Here is an 18,301-nt window from a genome sequence, read left to right as displayed (position 1 = left end):
TGCGGATATGCGACGCCTGTTCCCTGTGACCGACCAGACAGCCGACCGGACACACGATCGGACGCCCCATCGCACGGGTGAGACGGCCGACCGGGAGTGGAGCCTCGACGAGCTGGCCGACGCCTACGCCTATCCGGCGGGGGAGCCGACCTGGCTGCGCGCCAACATGGTGTCCACGCTCGACGGCGCGGCCCACCACGAGGGCCGCTCCCAGCCGATCTCCGGCGACACGGACATGCGCATCTTCGGCACCCTGCGCGCCCTCGCGGACGCCGTGATCGTCGGTGCGGAGACCGTCCGCAAGGAGGGGTACCGCCCGGCGAAGGCACGTGCGGCCTTCGCGGCGCGCAGGGCCGCCGCCGGGCAGACGGAGGCGCCCGCCATCGCGGTCGTCAGCGCCGGTCTTGACCTGGACTTCTCGGTTCCGCTTTTCACCTCGCCCATGACGCCCACGCTCCTCGTGACCGGGGCCTCCGCACCGGCCGACCGGATCGCCGCGGCCGAGAAGGCGGGCGCCGTGGTCGTGGTCGCGGGCGACGGCGCGACCGTGGAGCCGGAGCGGGTGGCCCCCGCCCTGGCCGAGCGCGGGCTCACCCGGCTGCTCACGGAGGGCGGCCCCCGCCTGCTGGGCCAGTTCGTGGCCGCCGGGGCGCTGGACGAGCTCTGTCTGACGGTGTCGCCGATGCTCACCGCGGGGGACGCGCAGCGGATCGCGGGCGGATCCGCTCTGGCGGTGCCGGACAGATTCGCACTGACGTCCGTACTGGAGGAGGCCGGGTTCCTCTTCACCCGCTACCGTCGTACCTGACAATCGGCGGAATCAGTCGTTCCGTTTGGCTTCGGCTGGGCACACTAGATCTCGCAGACCCCGTGCGGCCACGGGGCAGGATGGTTTCCGCAAGGGCCTCATGAGGGCCCACGGATGAGAAGGGCGCCTGGCGTGTTCACAAGCGTATTGATGATCGAGAAAGCCCTGACGTCCGCCGACGTGGAGTTCGTCACCACCTTGCACGGCGACGAGCCCATCACTTTCCACGTGCTGCTCCAGCCGCGGGGCGACCAGGCGGACCGCCTGCTGAGGGCCATCGACGACGTCGCCCTCGGCGAGCTCGACGAGGCGGCGCGCGAGGGCGAGACCCCGGAGGGGCAGGACGCGACAGGGCCCGGCGAGCAGGCGCTCCAGGTCTCCTTGGTCGCGCTGCGCGCCGCGGGCTGCGAGGCGACGGGGCGGCTCATCGAGGACCACCCCCTCGACGCGCTCAAGAGCCTCGTCGACGACGTGGACGCCGACGAGGTGATCGTCCTGACCGACCCGCACTACGTGGAGGAGTTCTTCCACCGCGACTGGGCCTCACGGGCCCGCCACAAGGTCGGCGTGCCGGTGCTCAAGCTCTTCTCGCACAGCCTGGCCGACGAGGCGTAGCCACCCCCTCCGCGGGGCCCGGCGGCCGCGCCCCGCGGAGGCAATAGGCTGGGGCCTGCCCGGACGCGCACGGGGCGACACCACACCGTGCCCGTCGCACTCGTCGCACCACCAGGGGAGACACACGCATGGCACCCGGCCTGCCCCAGTCCATGGCCGACATGGACCGACCGCACTTCATCGGCATCGGCGGCGCCGGAATGTCGGGCATCGCGAAGATCCTGGCCCAGCGCGGCGCCAAGGTCGCGGGCAGCGACGCCCGGGAGTCCGCCACCGCAGAGGCGCTGCGCGCGCTCGGCGCCACGGTCCACATCGGCCACGACGCCGCGCACCTCGCGCCCGACGCGACCTGCGTCGTCGTCTCCTCCGCCATCCGCGAGGACAACCCCGAGCTGGCCCGCGCGGCCGAGCTCGGCATCCCCGTCGTGCACCGCTCGGACGCCCTGGCCTCCCTGATGAAGGGCCTGCGCCCGATCGCGGTCGCGGGCACGCACGGCAAGACCACGACGACCTCGATGCTCGCCGTCACCCTCGCCACCCTCGGCCTCGCCCCGTCGTACGCGATCGGCGGCGACCTGGACGTGCCCGGCTCGAACGCGCTGCACGGCGAGGGCGACATCTTCGTCGCCGAGGCCGACGAAAGCGACCGCAGCTTCCACAAGTACGCGCCCGAGGTCGCCATCGTCCTCAACGTGGAGCTCGACCACCACGCCAACTACGCGTCGATGGACGAGATCTACGAATCCTTCGAGATCTTCGCGGGCAAGGTCGTCCCCGGCGGCACCCTGGTCATCTCGGCGGACCAGCCGGGCGCGGTGGAGCTGACCCGGCGCGTCCGGGACCTCGGCGAGCTCAAGGTCGTCACCTACGGCGAGTCCGAAGGTGCGGACCTGCGCATCCACAAGATCACGGCACGCGGTCTGACCAGCGAGGTCACCGTCCTCCTGGACGGCAAGCTGCTGACCTTCACGGTCTCGGTGCCCGGCCGCCACTACGCGAACAACGCGGTCGCGGCTCTCGCGGCGGGCGTCGCGCTCGGCATCCCGTCCCGGAACCTGGCCGGTGCCCTGAAGTCGTACACCGGCGTCAAGCGGCGCCTCCAGCTCAAGGGCGAGGCCGCGGGCGCGCAGGTCATCGACTCCTACGCGCACCACCCCACCGAGATGACGGCCGACCTGGAGGCGATGCGCTCCGCCGCTGGCGACGCCCGCATCCTCGTCCTCTTCCAGCCCCACCTCTTCTCGCGCACCCAGGAACTGGGCACCGAGATGGGGCAGGCCCTCGCCCTCGCCGACTCCTCCGTGGTCCTGGACATCTACCCGGCCCGCGAGGACCCGATCCCCGGCATCACCAGCGCCCTGATCGTCGACGCCGCCCGTGCGGCGGGCGCCGAGGTCGCGGCCGCGTCCGACAAGGCGGCGGCCGTCCGGACGCTCGCGGGAATGGCGAAGCCCGGCGATCTCGTTCTCACCATGGGAGCGGGCGACGTCACGGACCTCGGCCCGCAGATCCTGGCCGAGCTGTCGAAGTAAGTCGAAGTAAGGGGAGTCCACCCATGTCGTACGACGTCGAGAAGCCCGACGAGCAGTGGCGAGCGGAGCTGACCCCTTCGGAGTACGCGGTGCTGCGCCAGGCCGGTACGGAACCGGCCTTCGTCGGTGAGTACACGGACACCAAGACCGAGGGCGTCTACTCCTGCCGTGCCTGCGGCGCGGAGCTGTTCACCTCGACGGAGAAGTTCGAGTCGCACTGCGGCTGGCCGAGCTTCTTCGACCCGAAGGACACGGACGCGGTCGAGCTGCTCCAGGACTCCTCGCACGGCATGGTCCGCACCGAGGTGCGCTGCGCCCGCTGCGGCTCGCACCTGGGCCACGTCTTCGAGGGCGAGGGCTATGCCACGCCGACGGACCAGCGGTACTGCATCAACAGCATCTCGCTGCGGCTCGCGCCGACCGAGGGCTGAGCGACCGGAACAGCCCCGGCACCGGCTGGTGGGCCGGTACCGGGGCGGGTGTGCTCTAGAACGTCAGCTTCCAGCTGTTGATGTAGCCCGTGTCCTGGGACGCGACGTCCTGGGCCTGGAGCTTCCAGGCGCCGTTGGCCGTCTCGCTCGACGCGTTGACCGTGTACGTGGCGATGATGTTGTCCGCCGAGTCGTTGCTGCTCGAGTTCTTCAGGCGGTACGCCGTGCCGTCGGGGGCGAGCAGATCGAGGACCACGTCGCCGCGCCAGGTGTGCCGGACGTCGACGTCCACCTTGAGGGTGGCGGGGGCGTTGCCGGTGCGGCCGGTGACGTTGACCGTCGAGGTCACCGCGGCGCCGTTGTCCGGGATGGCGACGTCCGCGGTGTTCTCGTACGCGTCACCGGGCGGGGTCGTAGTGCCCGCGCCGAGGGTCCAGATCGCGTGGGCGATGGCGTCGCTGTTGCGGTCCAGCGCGGTGTCGTTGATGTTCGACGTGGAGTCGCAGGACGAGTGGTAGCAGCGGTCGAAGGCCTGGCCCGCCGTGCCGCCCCACTTCTGGGCCTGCGCACTGGACTTGGCGCGCTCGGCGCCGGTGAACAGACCGCCGACCGGGATGCCCGCGCTCTTGAACGGCGCGTGGTCGGAGCGGCCGTCCCCCTCGGTCTCGATCTCGGTGGGGACGTTCAGGCCCGCGTAGTAGTCCTTGAACGTCTTCTCGATCGTCGGGTCGTCGTCGTAGACGAAGTAGCCCGGGTTCGGCGAGCCGATCATGTCGAAGTTCAGATAGCCGCTGACCTTTGAACGGTCCGTGGCGGGCAGGTTGTTGACGTAGTACCGCGAGCCGACCATGCCCAGCTCCTCGGCGCCCCACCAGGCGAACCGCAGGTGCTTCGTCGGCTGGAGCTGCGCGCGCGAGACGGCGAGCGCGGTCTCCAGGACACCGGCCGAGCCCGAGCCGTTGTCGTTGATCCCGGCCCCCGCCGAGACGCTGTCGAGGTGCGCGCCCGCCATCAGGACCTGGTTGGCGTCCCCGCCCGGCCAGTCGGCGATCAGGTTGTAGCCGGTGCCGCTGCTGCTGAACTGCTGGATGCGGGTGGTGAACCCGGCGGCGTCCAGCTTGCCCTTCACATAGTCGAGGGAGGCCTTGTAGCCGGGGCGATTGTGGGCGCGGTTGCCGCCGTTGGCCGAGGCTATGGACTGGAACTGGGAGAGGTGCGCCTTGACGTTGGCGAGCGGGATGTCGGGCGCCGCGAGGGTGGGCGAGGGCGCGGCGGCCGACGGGGTGGCGGTGGCGAGCAGGCCGCCGATGGCCAGGGTGGCGGCACCGACGGCCGCACGTCTGAAGAGCTTCATGTGTGGGGCTCCGTATTCCGAACAGCGTGAGGGACGGAACGTGCGAGGCGCCCTGCGACGCGGGTGCCGCGGGGCGCCTTTGGAGCTGTGCGTGCTGTGCGTTGCCTGATGTTGAGGGCCGGACGACCCCCGGTCAAGGGTGGAAACCGGTCACATGACGGTCAGCCACGTCCGTATACCGGACGCCTGCCTGGGGGGATCGCCGCCGTCGGCAGCCGTCAGAAGAAGACCCCGCACCTCAGCAGTACATTCGCGTACGGCCGCGCCTCACCCGTCCTGACCACCAGACGGGCCGCCGCCGAGAGGCTCTTGAGGTCCTCGTGCGGGACGAGGGCGAGGGACGGGAGGCTCTCGTGCAGCAGTCGGGCCGTCGACGGGTTCGACGCGCGTACTTCCGTCGCCGCCGTCCCGCCCTCCACCACCAGCTCGTCGAGGAGGCCTTCGAGGACCTCCGCGAAGGACGGGACCCCGGCGCGGAACGCCAGGTCCACCACGCGCGGGCCCGCCGGGATCGGCATGCCCGCGTCGCACACGAGCACGGTGTCGCCGTGGCCCAACTCGGCCAGCGCGCCCGCGAGATGGCGGTTCAATATGCCCGACTTCTTCACCGGGAAGGGACCTCCGGAACGGCGTCGGCGAGCTCCGACGCGGTCGGGTAGGAGTCCTGCGCGCCCTTGCGGGTGACCGCGGCCGCGCCCACCCGCACCGCGTACGCGGCCGCCGTCGGCAGGTCCTCGCCGAGGCCGAGCCGCCAGCCGAGCGCCGCGGTGAAGGCGTCGCCCGCGCCCGTCGTGTCCACCGCGTCGACCTTCGGGCTCGGGACCCGTACGGCGGCCCCGCCGGAGGCGTCCGCGGTGAGCGCGCCCTCGGCGCCCAGCGTGATCACCACCGAGCGGGGGCCCAGCGCGAGCAGCCCGCGCGCCCAGTCCTCGGGGGTCTCACCCGCGTCGTCGCCGAGGATGACGCGGGCCTCGTGCTCGTTCACCACCAGCGGGTCGCAGGCCGCGAGGACCTCGGCGGGCAGTGGGGCGGGCGGCGAGGGGTTGAGGACGAAGCGGGCGCCGGGCCGCAGGGTGCGGACCACCTCGGCGACCGTGTCCAGGGGGATCTCCAGCTGGCTGGAGACCACCCGCGCCGCCGACAGCAGGCTGCCCGCCGCGCGGATGTCCCCGGGGGTGAGGCGCGCGTTGGCGCCGGGGGAGACCACGATGCTGTTGTCGCCCGACGGATCGACCGTGATCAGCGCGACGCCGGTGGGCGCGCCGCCCACCAGGACGCCGACGGTGTCCACGCCCGCCGCCCGCTGCGCGTCCAGGAGGAGCACGCCGTGGGCGTCGTCGCCGACCCGGGCGAGCAGCGCGGTGCGGGCGCCGAGGCGGGCCGCGGCGACCGCCTGGTTGCCGCCCTTGCCGCCGGGGTGGACGGCCAGGTCGGAGCCGAGGACCGTCTCGCCGGGCGCGGGGCGGCGCTCCACGCCGACCACCAGATCGGCGTTGGCGGAGCCCACGACCAGCAGCTCGTAGTCGTCGTTCATGTGTGCTTGTGCCTGCTTTCGTACGGTGGGGTCCGGTTGCGACGGTACCTGGCGCGGCGGTCGGGCCGTCGGGTCGGTCGGGCCGTCGGCTCGGTCGGTCGGGTCAGGAGAAGTCCCGCACGTTCTTCGACGTGACGACCTTCACCGGCACCTTCACGGTCTCCTGGACCTTCTTGCCCTGCGTGGCCCGCACCGCGTTGCGCACGGCGATCTTCCCGAGCTCCTTGGGCTGCTGCGCCACGGACGCGTACAGCGTGCCCGCCTCGACCGCCTTGAGACCGTCGGGGGTGCCGTCGAAGCCCACGACCGGGACCGACGTGCCCGCCTTGTCGCCGAGCGCCTTGACCGCGCCGAGCGCCATCTCGTCGTTCTCGGCGAAGACGCCGGTCACGCCCTTGTTGGACTGCAGCAGGTTCGTCATGACGTCCAGGCCCTTGGTGCGGTCGAAGTCCGCGGGCTGCTTGGCGACGACGTCGATGCCGGGGTACGCCTTGATGCCCTCGGCGAAGCCCTGGCCGCGCTCGCGGCTCGCGGAGGTGCCGGGCGTGCCCTGGAGGACGACGACCTTGCCCTTGCCGCCCAGCTTCTCGGCGAGCGTCTTCGCCGCCAGCTTGCCGCCCGCGACGTTGTCCGAGGCGACGAGCGTCGCGGTCTTCGCCTTGTTCACCCCGCGGTCGGCCGCGACCACCGGGATGTCCTGCTTGTTGGCGCCCCGCACGGCCGGGCCCACCGCGTCGGAGTCCACCGGGTTGACGATGATCGACTTCACGTTCTCGCCGGTGAAGTTCTGCAGCTGGTTGCTCTGCTGGGACGCGTCGTTCTGCGCGTCGGTGACCGTCAGGTCGATGCCTGCCTTGTCGGCCTCGGCCTGCGCGCCCTCCTTCATCTGGACGAAGAAGGGGTTGTTGAGGGTGGAGAGCGACATGCCGATCTTCGTGCTCGTGCCGGACGAGCCCGAGTTGAAGAAGGAGACCGCGCCGACCACGGCCGCCACGGCCACGGCGGCGACCGCGTACTTCACCGCTTGCGGCCCCTTGCCGCGCACGCCCCCGGCCGCACCGGAGGACGCACCCGGAGTCGACCCGGCCCGCCGCCGCAGCGTGTCCAGGAGGACCGCGAGCGCGATGACGACACCGATCACGACCTGCTGCCAGAAGGCGGAGACGGAGAGGAGGTTGAGGCCGTTGCGCAGCACCGCGAGGATCAGCGCGCCGATGAGCGTGCCGGACGCCCTGCCGACGCCGCCCGCGAGGCTCGCGCCGCCGATGACGACCGCGGCGATCGCGTCGAGCTCGTAGCCCTGCGCGGCCTGCGGCTGCGCGGAGACCAGCCGGGAGGCGAGCACGACACCCGCGACGGCCGCGAAGAGACCGGCGAGCGCGTAGATGACGAGCTTCTGCCGCTTGACGCGCAGGCCCGACAGGCGGGCCGCCTCTTCGTTGCCGCCGATCGCGTACATGGAGCGGCCGATGAACGTACGCCCCAGGACGAGCGCCGTGACGAGGCCCATCGCGACCATCACGATCACCGGGACCGGCAGCCAGCCGCCGATGGTGTCACCCAGGTGCGAGACCGAGTCGGGGAACGCGATCGGGCTGCCCTGCGAGATCACCAGGGAGAGGCCGCGGGCCACCGAGAGCATCGCGAGTGTCGCGATGAACGGCGGGAGTTTCCCGTACGAGACGAGCAGTCCGTTGACGAACCCGCAGGCTATGCCGGTCGCGACGGCGAGCACCACCGCGAGCCACACCGGCAGCCCCTGCGAAGTCGCCGACCAGGCAAGGACGGTGGCCGAGAGCGCGGCCACCGAACCGACCGACAGGTCGATGCCTGCCGACACGATCACGAAGGTCACGCCGAACGCGAGGATCGCGGTCACCGCGGCCTGGACGCCGACGTTGAGCAGGTTCTGCGTGGTGAGGAAGTCGCCGGAGAGCAGCGACATCGCCACGACCAGGACGATCAGGGCGCTCAGCGCGCCGTTGTCGAGCAGGACGCGGCGGAGCGAGGCCGTGCCACCCGCGTCGCGCTTCAGGGTTTCAGTGGCCACGGGAGACCTCCGCCTCTTCTTCGTTCCGTACCGCCGCGGTGCTGACGGCGAGTGCCATCACGGCGTCTTGAGTGGCCTCTTCGGCCGTGAGTTCACCGGCGATCCGGCCCTGTGCCATGACGAGGACCCGGTCGCTCATGCCGAGCACCTCGGGCAGATCGCTTGAGATCATCAGGACCGCGTGCCCGGAGGCCGTCAGTTCGTTGATGAGCTGGTAGATCTCGACCTTCGCGCCGACGTCGATGCCGCGCGTCGGCTCGTCGAGGATGAGGACCTGGATGTCGGCGAGCAGCCACTTGCCGATGACGACCTTCTGCTGGTTGCCGCCGGACAGGGTGCGGACGTGCTGGCCGAGCCCGGCCATGCGCACCCCCAGCTGCTCGGCGATCCGCGCGGCCGCCCGGTGCTGTCCCTTGAGGTCCACGAGCCCGGCGCGCGTCGCCGAACGCAGCGTCACCAGGCCGAGGTTCTCCCGCACGGAGGCGTCGAGGACCAGCCCCTGCCCCTTGCGGTCCTCCGGGACCAGACCGATGCCCGCGCCCATCGCCGCGTTCACGTCGTGCCTGGGCAGCCGCTCGCCGCGTACGTCGACGGAACCGCCGTCGTACGGATCGGCGCCGAAGACCGCGCGCGCCACCTCGGTGCGGCCCGCGCCGACCAGCCCCGCGAGCCCGACGACCTCGCCCGCCCGCACCTCGAAGCTGACGTCGTGGAAGACGCCGTCGCGGGTGAGGCCGTCGACGCGGAGCAACGGCGGCCCGGTGTCGGGGCGTTCGCGCGGATACTGCTGCTCGATGCTGCGGCCCACCATGAGGCGTACGAGCTCGTCCTCGTCGGTCGACGCGGGCACCTGGTCGACGCTGCGGCCGTCGCGCAGGACGGTGACGCGGTCGCCGAGTGCGGCGATCTCCTCCAGGTGGTGGGTGATGAAGACGATGCCGACGCCGTCCTCGCGCAGGGTGCGCACGATCCGGAAGAGCTTGTCGACCTCCTCGGAGGTGAGGACCGCGGTGGGCTCGTCCATGATGAGCACGCGCGCGTCCAGGCTCAGCGCCTTGGCGATCTCGACCATCTGCAGCCGGGCGATGCCCAGTTCGCGCACCTTGGCGCGCGGCGAGACCTGGACGCCGACCCGCTGGAGCAGCTCCGCCGCGTCGGCCTCCATCTTCTTCCGGTCGACCAGACCGAAGCGGCGGGGCTGGCGCCCCAGGAAGATGTTCTCGGCGACGGTCAGATCGGGGACGAGGTTGAACTCCTGGTAGATCGTGGCGATGCCGAGCCGCTCGGCGTCCTGCGCGCCGTTGATGCGGACCTCGCGCCCCTCGGCGAAGATCCGGCCGCTGTCGGGCCGGTAGGCGCCGGAGAGCATCTTGATGAGGGTGCTCTTGCCCGCGCCGTTCTCGCCGAGGAGGACGTGCACCTCGCCGCGGCGCAGATCGAAGTCGACGGAGTCGAGCGCGACGACGCCGGGGAACGTCTTGCGAATCGACTCGATGCGCAGCAACTCGTCCTGGTTGCTCACGGGTTGCTCCTTCGTACGGGGGTGTTCTCGCCGCAGGAGCGGCGGACGACGAGCCGGGCGGGCAGGGTCACGGACTGCGGGCGTCTGCCCTCGATGCGGTCGATCAGCGCCTGCACGGCGGCCCGGCCGAGCTCCGCGGTCGGCTGGGCGATCGCGGTGACCGGCGGATCGGTGTGCACGAACCACGGGATGTCGTCGAAGGCGGCGAGCCCGATGTCGTCCGGGACGCGCAGGCCGTGCGCGCGGATCGCGTCGAGGGCGCCGAGGGCCATCAGGTTGTCGGCGGCGAAGACGATCTCGGGCGGCTCGGGCAGGGCGAGGAAGCGCTCGGTGGCGCGGCGGCCGCTGTCCGCCTGGAAGTCGCCCTGTCCGATGTACGCGTCGGGCAGGGCGGTGCCGTGCTCGCGCAGCGCCTCCCGGAAGGCCTCGACGCGCTCGCTGCCGGTGGTGGTGGCCGCGGGGCCCGCGATGATGGCGAGCCTGCGGTGGCCGAGTCCGTGCAGATGGGCGACGAGGTCGCGGACTGCCTGCCGCCCGTCGGAGCGGACCACGGGGACGTCCACGCCGGGGATCCACCGGTCCACGAAGACCATCGGGGTGCCGGCCCGCACGGCGTCGAGCATCAGCGGGGAGCCGCCGTCGGCGGGGGAGACGAGCAGTCCGTCGATCCGCCGGTCGAGCAGGGTCCGCACGTGGTGGTCCTGCAGCTCGGGGCGCTCGTCGGCGTTGCCGATGATCACGCTGTAGCCGAGTGCGCGGGCGGCCTCCTCGACGGACCGGGCCAGCTCCGTGAAGTACGGGTTGAGCACGTCGCTGATGACCAGGCCGAGCGTCCGCGTCTGGTCGGTGCGCAGGGACCGGGCGACGGCGTTGGGCCGGTAGCCGAGCGCCTCGACGGCGGCGAGGACCCGGGTGCGGGACGCGGGGCTGACGGAGGGGTGCCCGTTCAGCACGCGCGACACGGTGGCGACGGACACACCGGCCTCGGCCGCGACGTCCTTGATGCCCACCGAGCTCGGAGTCATCGTCGGTCCACCTCCTTGTGGAATCGATTACACGGAGGATTGGAAACGATTACACGGGGGCGTGACAAGGGGTGGATGGGGCGGGAGGTGCGAGTGAGATCTGATCGTGATGATTCGGCGGGGGGGTGATTTGCCGCCGACCGGGGGTGGCCTGTCGTCGATCGGGGGTGGCCCGCCCCCGATCGACGGCGTCCTACTGCTCCACTCCCACGTACGTGAGGTTGCAGCTGCCGATCTGGCCCACGGCCCCGAGGTGCGGGTAGGTGAACCCGAGCGTCTTGGTGCTCGCGGACGTGTGGTTGAGCTCGATGGTCTGGCTGGTGTGGGCGGGCATGTCGGCCACCCGCCACGTCGGCGTCTGACCGTTGTCCTCGATGGCGAACTCGCCGCGGGCGAAGCCGTGGAGGAAGTCGGTGTTGTTGTGGAACGTGACCCGGTCGACGTGGGCGCGCGGGCCGTCCCAGTTGCCCTCGAAGGTCGCCTGGAGTGCGTCGTTCGGGAGGTCGCGGCCGATTTCCGCATTGTCGCAGCTGTCGCCCCAGTGGACGTTCACGCTGCGCTGGTTGAAGGCCTTCGCGATGAAGGCTCCTTCGGCGTGCGCGGTGCCGGTGGCGAACAGCAGCAGGACCGAGGCGGCCAGGGCGCCGAGCGTGAGCGTCCTCTTGCCGGTCATGTCGTTTCTCCTTCGGTGGCAGGGGTGGGCCAGGGCACTAGACGGAGAACACCTGGTAGTGGGCGGGGGAGAAGAATCCGGTCGACCATGCCGTCGCGTACTCGCCGTAGGGCACGATGTTGGTCCCCTGGCGAGTGCAGTGCCCCGGCCCGCAGACCACCGCGCTCGCGTAGAAGTCGCGTCCCGGTCCCCGGTAGCAACGGATCGTGAACCGGTGCCCGTCCTCGGTGATGGTCGGCGTGTTGCACTGGATGGAGTCCGCCCGGGGTGTCGCGCCGCTTGCCGCGCCCGACGTGCCGAGTGCGGCGCACACGGCCAGGGCCGCCGCCCATGCCGCCCGCTGTGCCTTGATGAACGCCACTGGTGGCGCCTCCCTTCGTCCGGGCGGCACCGGATCGCGCCACCCCGCATATGCACTGTGAGTATAAGGATAGTTACTCTTCGTGTTCATTGAGGGGTGCGAAAGGGGCGCGAAAGAGGTGCGTGTGTGGCGTGAAGTGGCGCGGGGGCGCGGAGTGGGGTCGCGGCTCCCTCGGGGCGGCCGGGGCGGTCGGGGAGGCGGGGTCAGTCCTGCCGGAACGGCACCGTCAGCCACGGGCTGTCCGGGTCCGTGGTCAGGGCGCGGTGGGCGCGCAGCACGTCCGTGTACCAGGAGCCGAACGACTCCTCGTCGAAGTGGAGGCAGCGGCCCAGGACGTAGCCCGCGGAGAACGTCTCCCAGGAGGCGTACGAGGAGCGGGCGGCCTCGGAGGCGCGCACCAGGGACTTGGTCGTCTCGGCGTGGGTGGCGTAGCGCGCGCCCCTGCCCCAGCGGGCCATCTTCGAGGCACGCCCGATGTCCCAGGCCGCGATCGTGCCGACGCGGCCGTCGGGCGGCAGGAGTTCGTCGGCGCGGAACCGGGCCTCGTAGCGGAGCACCTTGCCGACCAGGGCGCGCAAGTGCGCCACGAACTGGTCCAGTTCGGGATCCTCGCCGGGCCGGTGCGGCTCGCCGGGGCCGCCGGTCTCCACCACGCGGTGCCGGAGCGCCGCCTCCACCTGGTCGCGCCAGAGCTCCGGGTCGACCCGGGGGCCGTGCCGCCGCGTCAGAACGGTGCGGGCTTCGAGGACGAAGTCCCAGTACCAGGGGCTGACGTCACGGGTGAGCAGCCGCTCCTGCAGGGACAGCCAGTCGTCGCGGTCGTGCACGCCCCACCACTCCGCCAGGCGGTCGAGCTCGTTGTGGTGGCCCGCGCCGTGCCAGTCGACGGTGTTCCAGGCGTCGCCGTTGGCGAAGCACAGGTGCGCGCCGCACGCCAGGCCGTGCAGGAGGGCGCTGCCCGCCTCGGGTGCGCCCGTGCGGCGGGTGTCGATGCGGTTCCCGAGACCGTCGGCGCGGTGGTACTTGTCGTGCAGGTCCGACCACACCTCCCGCTCCTCGTCGGTGGTCAGATAGAACTGCTGGCAAGGCGTCGCCGCGTTCACCACGAGGAGGTCGACGTCGTCGGGGCAGCTCCGGGCGAGGGAGTCCAGCGTGACGTACTCGTAGACGACGGCGGGGTGCGGGCGGGGCAGCACGCCCGCCGTGTAGACCTGTGCGACCTTCCTGCCGTCCGGCAGACCGATGGTGAGCAACTCACTGGAGCCGTCGTCGCGTTCCGTGTCCGTCTCCGTGTCCTTTTCCGGCTCCGTGACGGTCACCGGCCGGTACAGGCCCTCGACGGCTATGGCCCGCAGATAGCCGTACGCGTCGTCCTCCTGGCACAGCTCGTACAGGTGCTCCTCCAGGTCGGCGGGTGCCTGCCAGGGGCTGCCGTCCGCGGGCGCCGGGAAGTCGGGGAAGACGTCGTCGTGGTGCTCGCCGTCGGTGTCGTACGCGCCGCCTGGGGCGTGCTCGTCGTGCATGCGTCTGCTTCTCCGCTCGGGCGCTGCGCTGGTTCTCGCGATCTTGCACCCTACGCGGGCGCCTCGGCCCGCAACGACTTCAGGCCGTTGATGAAGTGCGAGACCAGACGGCGCGGCGGCGCCGCGAGGCGCAGGACCGGCAGGGCGCGGGTCACCTCCTCGTGGAACACGCGCAGTTGGAGCCGGGCGAAGTGGGCGCCCAGGCAGACGTGCGGGCCGTCGCCGAACGCCACGTGGGGGTTGGGCGAGCGGGCCAGGTCCAGGCGGTGCGGATCGGCGAAGACGCGCTCGTCGTGGTGGGCGGAGGCGTGGAAGACGACGACCTTGTCCCCGGCCGTGATGCGCGTTCCCGCAAGCTCGGTGTCGCGGGCCGCCGTGCGCCGGAAGGTGAGCACCGGAGGGTGACGGCGCAGCAGTTCGTCCACGGCGGGGGCGATGCCGACCGCCCCGGCCCGCAGCCGCTCGTACTCGCCGGGGCTCTCCGCGAGCGCGAGCAGGCCGCCGGGTGCGGCGCTGCGCACGGTGTCGTTGCCCGCGACGGTGAGGAGGAAGAAGAACATCTCCAGTTCGGCAGGGGTGAGTTCGGGATCGTGGGCGAGCGTCGTGAGCACGTCGTCGCCGGGGTGCTCGCGCTTGTGGGCGGCCAGCGTCCGTGCGTACGCGAACATGTCGCCCAGCATCGCGGGGGAGCGCGGGTTGACCGGTTCGCCGTCCGGGCCGAGCACGGGCGGGGGTGCTTCGTCCGGGTCCTGGTAGCCGATGACGCGCTGCGTCCAGTGCAGCAGCAGGCCGCGGTCGGCGGGCGGTACGCCCAGCAGGTCGGCGAGGTTGAGCAGGGCGTAGTCGTCGGTGACGGCGGTGACGACGTCGAAGGTGCCGTCCCCGGCGCGCGCCTGCTCCACGGCCACTGCGAGGAGCGTCCGGGCCCGCTCGCGCACCCGTGCCTCGAAGCGCTCGATCCGCCGCGGGGTGAAGGCGCGGCTGACCAGCCTGCGCAACCGGCCGTGCCCGGCGGGTCCCGCCCCGCCCGTCATGGCGACGGGGTCCTGGTTGAGCATCATGCGCCGGATGAACGGCAGGTCGTCCGGGGCGGGGTCGCGGATCTGGGTGGCGCCCAGGTACGAGGAGTACGTCGCCGCGTCCTTGAGGACGCGCACCACGTCCGCGTGCCGGGTGACCGCCCAGAAACCCGGGCCCGCGGGCCAGCCCAGCACCTCCGGCTCGCCCTGCCACGCCACGGGGTGGTGGTCGCGCAGGACGCGGTAGCGGTCGTGGGGGACGCCTTCCGCGTACAGGCGGGGATCGAAGACGTCGGGGACGGGCGGCGTCCGGGGCGGCGCACCGCGCAGGCTCACGCGGCGGCGTCCCCGTGCAGGAAGTCCTCCACCGTGCGGATGAGTTCGAGGGGTACTTCGTCCATCGCGTAGTGCCCGGCCCCGGGCAGCTCCGCCAGCTCGCCGTGGGGGTAGGAGCGCAGCCAGGTGCGGCGCATCAGGTCCGCCGAGAGCGCCGGGTCGAGCGCCCCGGTGACCGCGAGCGCCGCCACGGGCGAGCCGTCGACCTCCGTGTGGAAGTCGTCGCCCGTCCAGGAGTCCAGCCAGGCGCGGAACGCCTTGACGTCGCTGACCGCGAGGGAGCGGCGCACCATCCGGTCGAGCCAGGCCCGGGGGCGTACGCCACCCGTGGTGAAGTCGATGATGGCGTGGCGGTTCTCCGGAGTGTGCGCGGCCGATGCGAACAACTCCCATTGTTCGGGCGGCAGTTGCAGACCGGACGACGGGACGGGCGACACCCCGACCAGGCGGCGCACCCGGTGCGGGGCCGCGGCCAGGACGCGCTGGGCGACGCTGCCGCCCATGGAGTGCCCGACCAGCGAGAACCGCTCCCAGCCGAGCCGATCGGCCAGGTCCAGCACATCGGCGGCGCCCTCGCTCGTGGTGTACGCGCCGACGGCGTCCTTGGCCTCGCCGTACCCGCGCAGATCCACCACCGCGTACTGGAAGGCGGTGGTGTCGAGGTCCGCGAGCACGGGTGCGTACGCGGACCGGTCCGCGAACCAGCCGTGGACCGCGATCACCTTGTGCGGGCCTTCGCCGAGCAGGGTGTGGGGGAGGAGGAAAGGGGTCACAGCGACTCCGATCGCCGGCGGGGTCCGGGCGGCACCGGGCGGTGCGGGACCGTGACAACGGTGTCCCCCGACCACGGTGCCGCGCAAGGGCGCGTGCGGCGCTCCGTGCCCCTGTTCGACCAGGTGTGAAGGGCGGGTGCCGAGGCGGGGGTGAACTTGGCGGACGGCCTGCGGTGCGGTGCCGCGGTTGGTCAGAATGTGGCATGGCCATCCGTCGCCTCAGCTACCGGCTCGGCCAGGAGCCGGACACCGGAGCCCTCCGCCTGTTCCTTCCGGATACGGATGTGGGCGGTACGGCGCACCAACCGCACGAGGACACAGGGGAGTTGACGAGTACCGTCACGCGCGTCATAGGCGTCCCGCGTGCCGGGGAAACAGGGACCGAGCTGAGCTACAGCCTGCTCCCGGACGGCGGACGGCTCCTGTGCGCCGCCCTCCCGGGACAGCGCGTGGAGGCACTCCACCTGAGCGCCGACACCCCCGGGCCCGGTCCCGTCTGGCCGATCGACACCTGGCGCTCCGAGTCCTGGGAACCGGCGAGGGCGCAGGCGCTGGGCGCCGGGTTCGTCGAGTCCGAACTGCCGGTGCCGGAGGCCCACTTCGACCGGGACCTGCTCGTCGCGTTCGCCCGGACGCACGCCGACCGCGTCGCGCCCTTCCTCGCCGATGTGCGCAGGCTCTTCGAGGACCCCGCGGGGCGGCAGATCGTCCTCGTGGAGGAGGACTCCGAGACCGTGGCCCGCTGGGTCGCGCTCGCCTGCGCCTCGCTTCCCGAGGCGTACGTTCCCGCACTGACGTTCACCACCTGGACGGCCGACCCGCGCCGCGCCCCGCAGCAGATCATCGGCATCGGCCCGGACGCGGAGTTCGACCGGTCCGACGACGCGACGGTCGAGTACCTGTACCGCGTGCACGACGGCACCGGCGGACCGGAGAGCCCGCCCGCCGAGCTCGACGCCTGGGCCCGGCTGACGGCCGAGCGGTGGCTCGCCGGGAACCCGCCGCGCCCCGCGCCGGGGGCGGCCGCGCGCCCCGAAGGCCCCTTCGCGCTCATCCCGCTGGTCTCGGGGGCGTTCCTGGGAGCCGGGGCCGGGGCCGGGGGCGGGGGCGGTGGCGGTTGGGGGAACGGGGATCCTGCCGCCACCGAACGGACCGGATGCGCGACCGGCACAGGCCGCACGGGTGACGTCACCGAACAGACCGCGCAGACCGAACAGACCGAACAGGCCGAACCCACCGGCCTCAACGAACTCACCGCCCTCGCAGGCCTCAGCGGTGAGACCCTGCGCGCCGTCTTCGACGCCTTCGCCCACTCCGTGACCAGGGGCGAGGCCGACGCGCGCGCCCTCGACGAGCTCGACAGGCTCTGCCGGGGGCTCGACGGCGACGAGGCCCTCGCGGCCCGGCCCCTCGCCCTCGCCCTCGTCAAGCACCGGCTCGACGCGTCCCGCGGCCGCGGCACCCTCCCCGACCTGGCCGCCTTCGAGGGGCTGCCGCTCGGCCAGGAGGCCTGGCGGGAACTGCGCGAGGAGTACGGCGACCGCGCCGACGGCGCCCTCCGCGCCCGGCTCCGCGACCCCATCACCACCTGGACGGCGCCGCTGCGCCTCGCCCTCGCCGTGGGCGCCGACGGCGGGCCCGGACTCGCCGAGGCCATGGACCGGCTCGCGGACGCCCTGCTCCACCCCGAGCTGCGCGACTGCGCACAGGCCGTCCAGGTCCTGTCCGAACTCGACCACGTCGGCTTCACCCGCCGGGTGCTCCGGCTCCTCCTCGTGGGCTTCAACGAGCGCAAACTGGACCGCCTGCGCGCCCTTGCCGACTCGCCCCAGGGCGACTGGCTGCGGCGCAACATCGACGACGCGCCGCTCACCGTCCGCCTCGCCGCGGCCGCCGCGCACTGGAGCGGCCCGCCGGACCGGCTGCGGGGCGCCGAGCTCTTCGAGCGGCTCACCGAACTCCTCTCCGGACAGCGGGTCGAGGACGTCAGGACGCTCAGACTGCTGTGGCGCATGGTGTGGCGCAACGACCCGCCGGACCGTGCCGAGCAGCCCCGGGTGGCCCGCGTCTGCACCCCCCGCCTGATCATCGAGGCGGACCTCGGCCGCCGCATCATGGGCTGGCTCAGGGAGCCGGACCACTGCGACCTCGAACTCGTCGAGTTCGCACGGGAGATGCGCAAGGACGCCAAGCTCGGCGCCCAGGACCGCGACACCGCCGAGCTCCTCGTCATCGCCCAGGACCTCGTCGACGGGCGGCTCGCCGTCAGCAGGGCGTCCGTCGGGCGGCTCAAGGAGCTGGGGCGCAAGGTGTCGCCGCTCGGCACGGTCCTGCGCAGGGGCATCGACGAGCGGGTGGGCCGCACTCTCGCCGGGGCGAACCCGCTCGACATCTGCGAGTCGCACGGACTGCAGATCCTCGTCGCCGCGGGTCCTGACCTCCTCGGGGCCTACCGTGCGCACCTGCTGGAGGAGCGGACGTGCGACCGTCTCGAACGGGAACTGCCGGGACAACCCGCCGAGTTGGCCGCTTACTACCACATCTGGCGGCCCCGGCGACGGCACGGCGTCACCGACGGATGGCGCGAGGTCGCCGCCGAACTGCTCGACCAAGTGCTTGCGCCCATCGTCGTGCGTCTGGACGACCATCACCTCGGGCAGGTGGCCACCGTCCTCCGCCGGGAGGGTCAGGACGTACCGGGATGGACAGCGTGGCGTCATCGGGCAGGCCAGGAGCGGAGCTGAC

The 18,301-nt window shown here is 72.3% G+C and carries 16 protein-coding genes; 5 read left to right on the top strand and 11 right to left on the bottom strand.

Annotated features, from left to right (window positions below; all coding sequences use genetic code 11):
• The first annotated feature begins 7 nt into the window (after nt 1-7).
• From ABZV77_RS02515 to msrB, 4 genes are all read left to right on the top strand, one after another.
• The gene (locus ABZV77_RS02515) at nt 8-808 is read left to right on the top strand and encodes a pyrimidine reductase family protein (RefSeq protein ID WP_356249439.1); all 801 of its coding nucleotides are present in this window, start codon (nt 8-10) and stop codon (nt 806-808) included.
• A gap of 132 nt (nt 809-940) precedes the next feature.
• Nucleotides 941-1,423 carry an indole-3-glycerol phosphate synthase gene (locus ABZV77_RS02510; protein ID WP_356249437.1) on the top strand — a complete coding sequence of 161 codons (483 nt, stop codon included), beginning with the start codon at nt 941-943 and terminating at the stop codon, nt 1,421-1,423.
• 128 nt (nt 1,424-1,551) lie between these two features.
• Complete coding sequence (murC, locus tag ABZV77_RS02505) at nt 1,552-2,955, top strand: UDP-N-acetylmuramate--L-alanine ligase (RefSeq protein WP_356249435.1); 1,404 nt, start codon at nt 1,552-1,554, stop codon at nt 2,953-2,955.
• A gap of 23 nt (nt 2,956-2,978) precedes the next feature.
• Nucleotides 2,979-3,386: a peptide-methionine (R)-S-oxide reductase MsrB gene (msrB, locus tag ABZV77_RS02500; protein WP_356249433.1), complete on the top strand. Its 408-nt coding sequence runs from the start codon at nt 2,979-2,981 to the stop codon at nt 3,384-3,386.
• Between the two features lie 55 nt (nt 3,387-3,441).
• On the opposite strand, the gene ABZV77_RS02495 is transcribed toward msrB, so the two are convergent.
• From ABZV77_RS02495 to ABZV77_RS02445, 11 genes are all read right to left on the bottom strand, one after another.
• A complete protein-coding gene (locus tag ABZV77_RS02495) occupies nt 3,442-4,740 on the bottom strand; it encodes a M28 family metallopeptidase (protein WP_356249431.1) in 1,299 nt (432 codons plus the stop codon).
• Nucleotides 4,741-4,958: 218 nt separating this feature from the next.
• On the bottom strand, nt 4,959-5,348 hold the full coding sequence (gene rbsD, locus ABZV77_RS02490) for a D-ribose pyranase (protein ID WP_356249429.1): 390 nt from the start codon (nt 5,346-5,348) through the stop codon (nt 4,959-4,961).
• Complete coding sequence (locus tag ABZV77_RS02485; protein ID WP_356249427.1) at nt 5,345-6,274, bottom strand: ribokinase; 930 nt, start codon at nt 6,272-6,274, stop codon at nt 5,345-5,347. Before ABZV77_RS02485 ends, rbsD begins: the two co-directional genes overlap by 4 nt.
• Before the next feature lie 103 nt (nt 6,275-6,377).
• A complete protein-coding gene (locus tag ABZV77_RS02480) occupies nt 6,378-8,324 on the bottom strand; it encodes a substrate-binding domain-containing protein (protein ID WP_356249425.1) in 1,947 nt (648 codons plus the stop codon).
• Entirely contained in the window at nt 8,314-9,846 is a 1,533-nt protein-coding gene (locus ABZV77_RS02475; RefSeq protein ID WP_356249423.1) for a sugar ABC transporter ATP-binding protein, read from the bottom strand. The genes ABZV77_RS02480 and ABZV77_RS02475 overlap by 11 nt, the downstream gene beginning before the upstream one ends.
• Nucleotides 9,843-10,871, bottom strand: a complete 1,029-nt coding sequence (locus ABZV77_RS02470; RefSeq protein ID WP_356249421.1) for a LacI family DNA-binding transcriptional regulator — start codon at nt 10,869-10,871, stop codon at nt 9,843-9,845. Before ABZV77_RS02470 ends, ABZV77_RS02475 begins: the two co-directional genes overlap by 4 nt.
• Before the next feature lie 193 nt (nt 10,872-11,064).
• Complete coding sequence (locus ABZV77_RS02465) at nt 11,065-11,544, bottom strand: hypothetical protein (protein WP_356249419.1); 480 nt, start codon at nt 11,542-11,544, stop codon at nt 11,065-11,067.
• Nucleotides 11,545-11,581: 37 nt separating this feature from the next.
• The gene (locus ABZV77_RS02460; RefSeq protein ID WP_356249417.1) at nt 11,582-11,905 is read right to left on the bottom strand and encodes a hypothetical protein; all 324 of its coding nucleotides are present in this window, start codon (nt 11,903-11,905) and stop codon (nt 11,582-11,584) included.
• 203 nt (nt 11,906-12,108) lie between these two features.
• On the bottom strand, nt 12,109-13,428 hold the full coding sequence (locus ABZV77_RS02455; protein WP_356249415.1) for a DUF1266 domain-containing protein: 1,320 nt from the start codon (nt 13,426-13,428) through the stop codon (nt 12,109-12,111).
• Between the two features lie 50 nt (nt 13,429-13,478).
• Complete coding sequence (locus ABZV77_RS02450) at nt 13,479-14,783, bottom strand: cytochrome P450 (protein ID WP_356249413.1); 1,305 nt, start codon at nt 14,781-14,783, stop codon at nt 13,479-13,481.
• The gene (locus tag ABZV77_RS02445; protein WP_356249411.1) at nt 14,780-15,556 is read right to left on the bottom strand and encodes an alpha/beta hydrolase; all 777 of its coding nucleotides are present in this window, start codon (nt 15,554-15,556) and stop codon (nt 14,780-14,782) included. The genes ABZV77_RS02450 and ABZV77_RS02445 overlap by 4 nt, the downstream gene beginning before the upstream one ends.
• 203 nt (nt 15,557-15,759) lie before the next feature.
• Between ABZV77_RS02445 and ABZV77_RS02440 the strand changes: the two genes are divergently transcribed.
• Nucleotides 15,760-18,300, top strand: a complete 2,541-nt coding sequence (locus tag ABZV77_RS02440; protein ID WP_356249409.1) for a GTPase-associated protein 1-related protein — start codon at nt 15,760-15,762, stop codon at nt 18,298-18,300.
• Nucleotide 18,301 lies beyond the last annotated feature (1 nt).

The organism is Streptomyces sp. NPDC004732 (genome assembly GCF_040609235.1).
Lineage (GTDB): Bacteria > Actinomycetota > Actinomycetes > Streptomycetales > Streptomycetaceae > Streptomyces.
The sequence above is the reverse complement of the archived record's forward strand: the minus strand, read 5'-3'. Positions and strand labels throughout refer to the sequence as shown.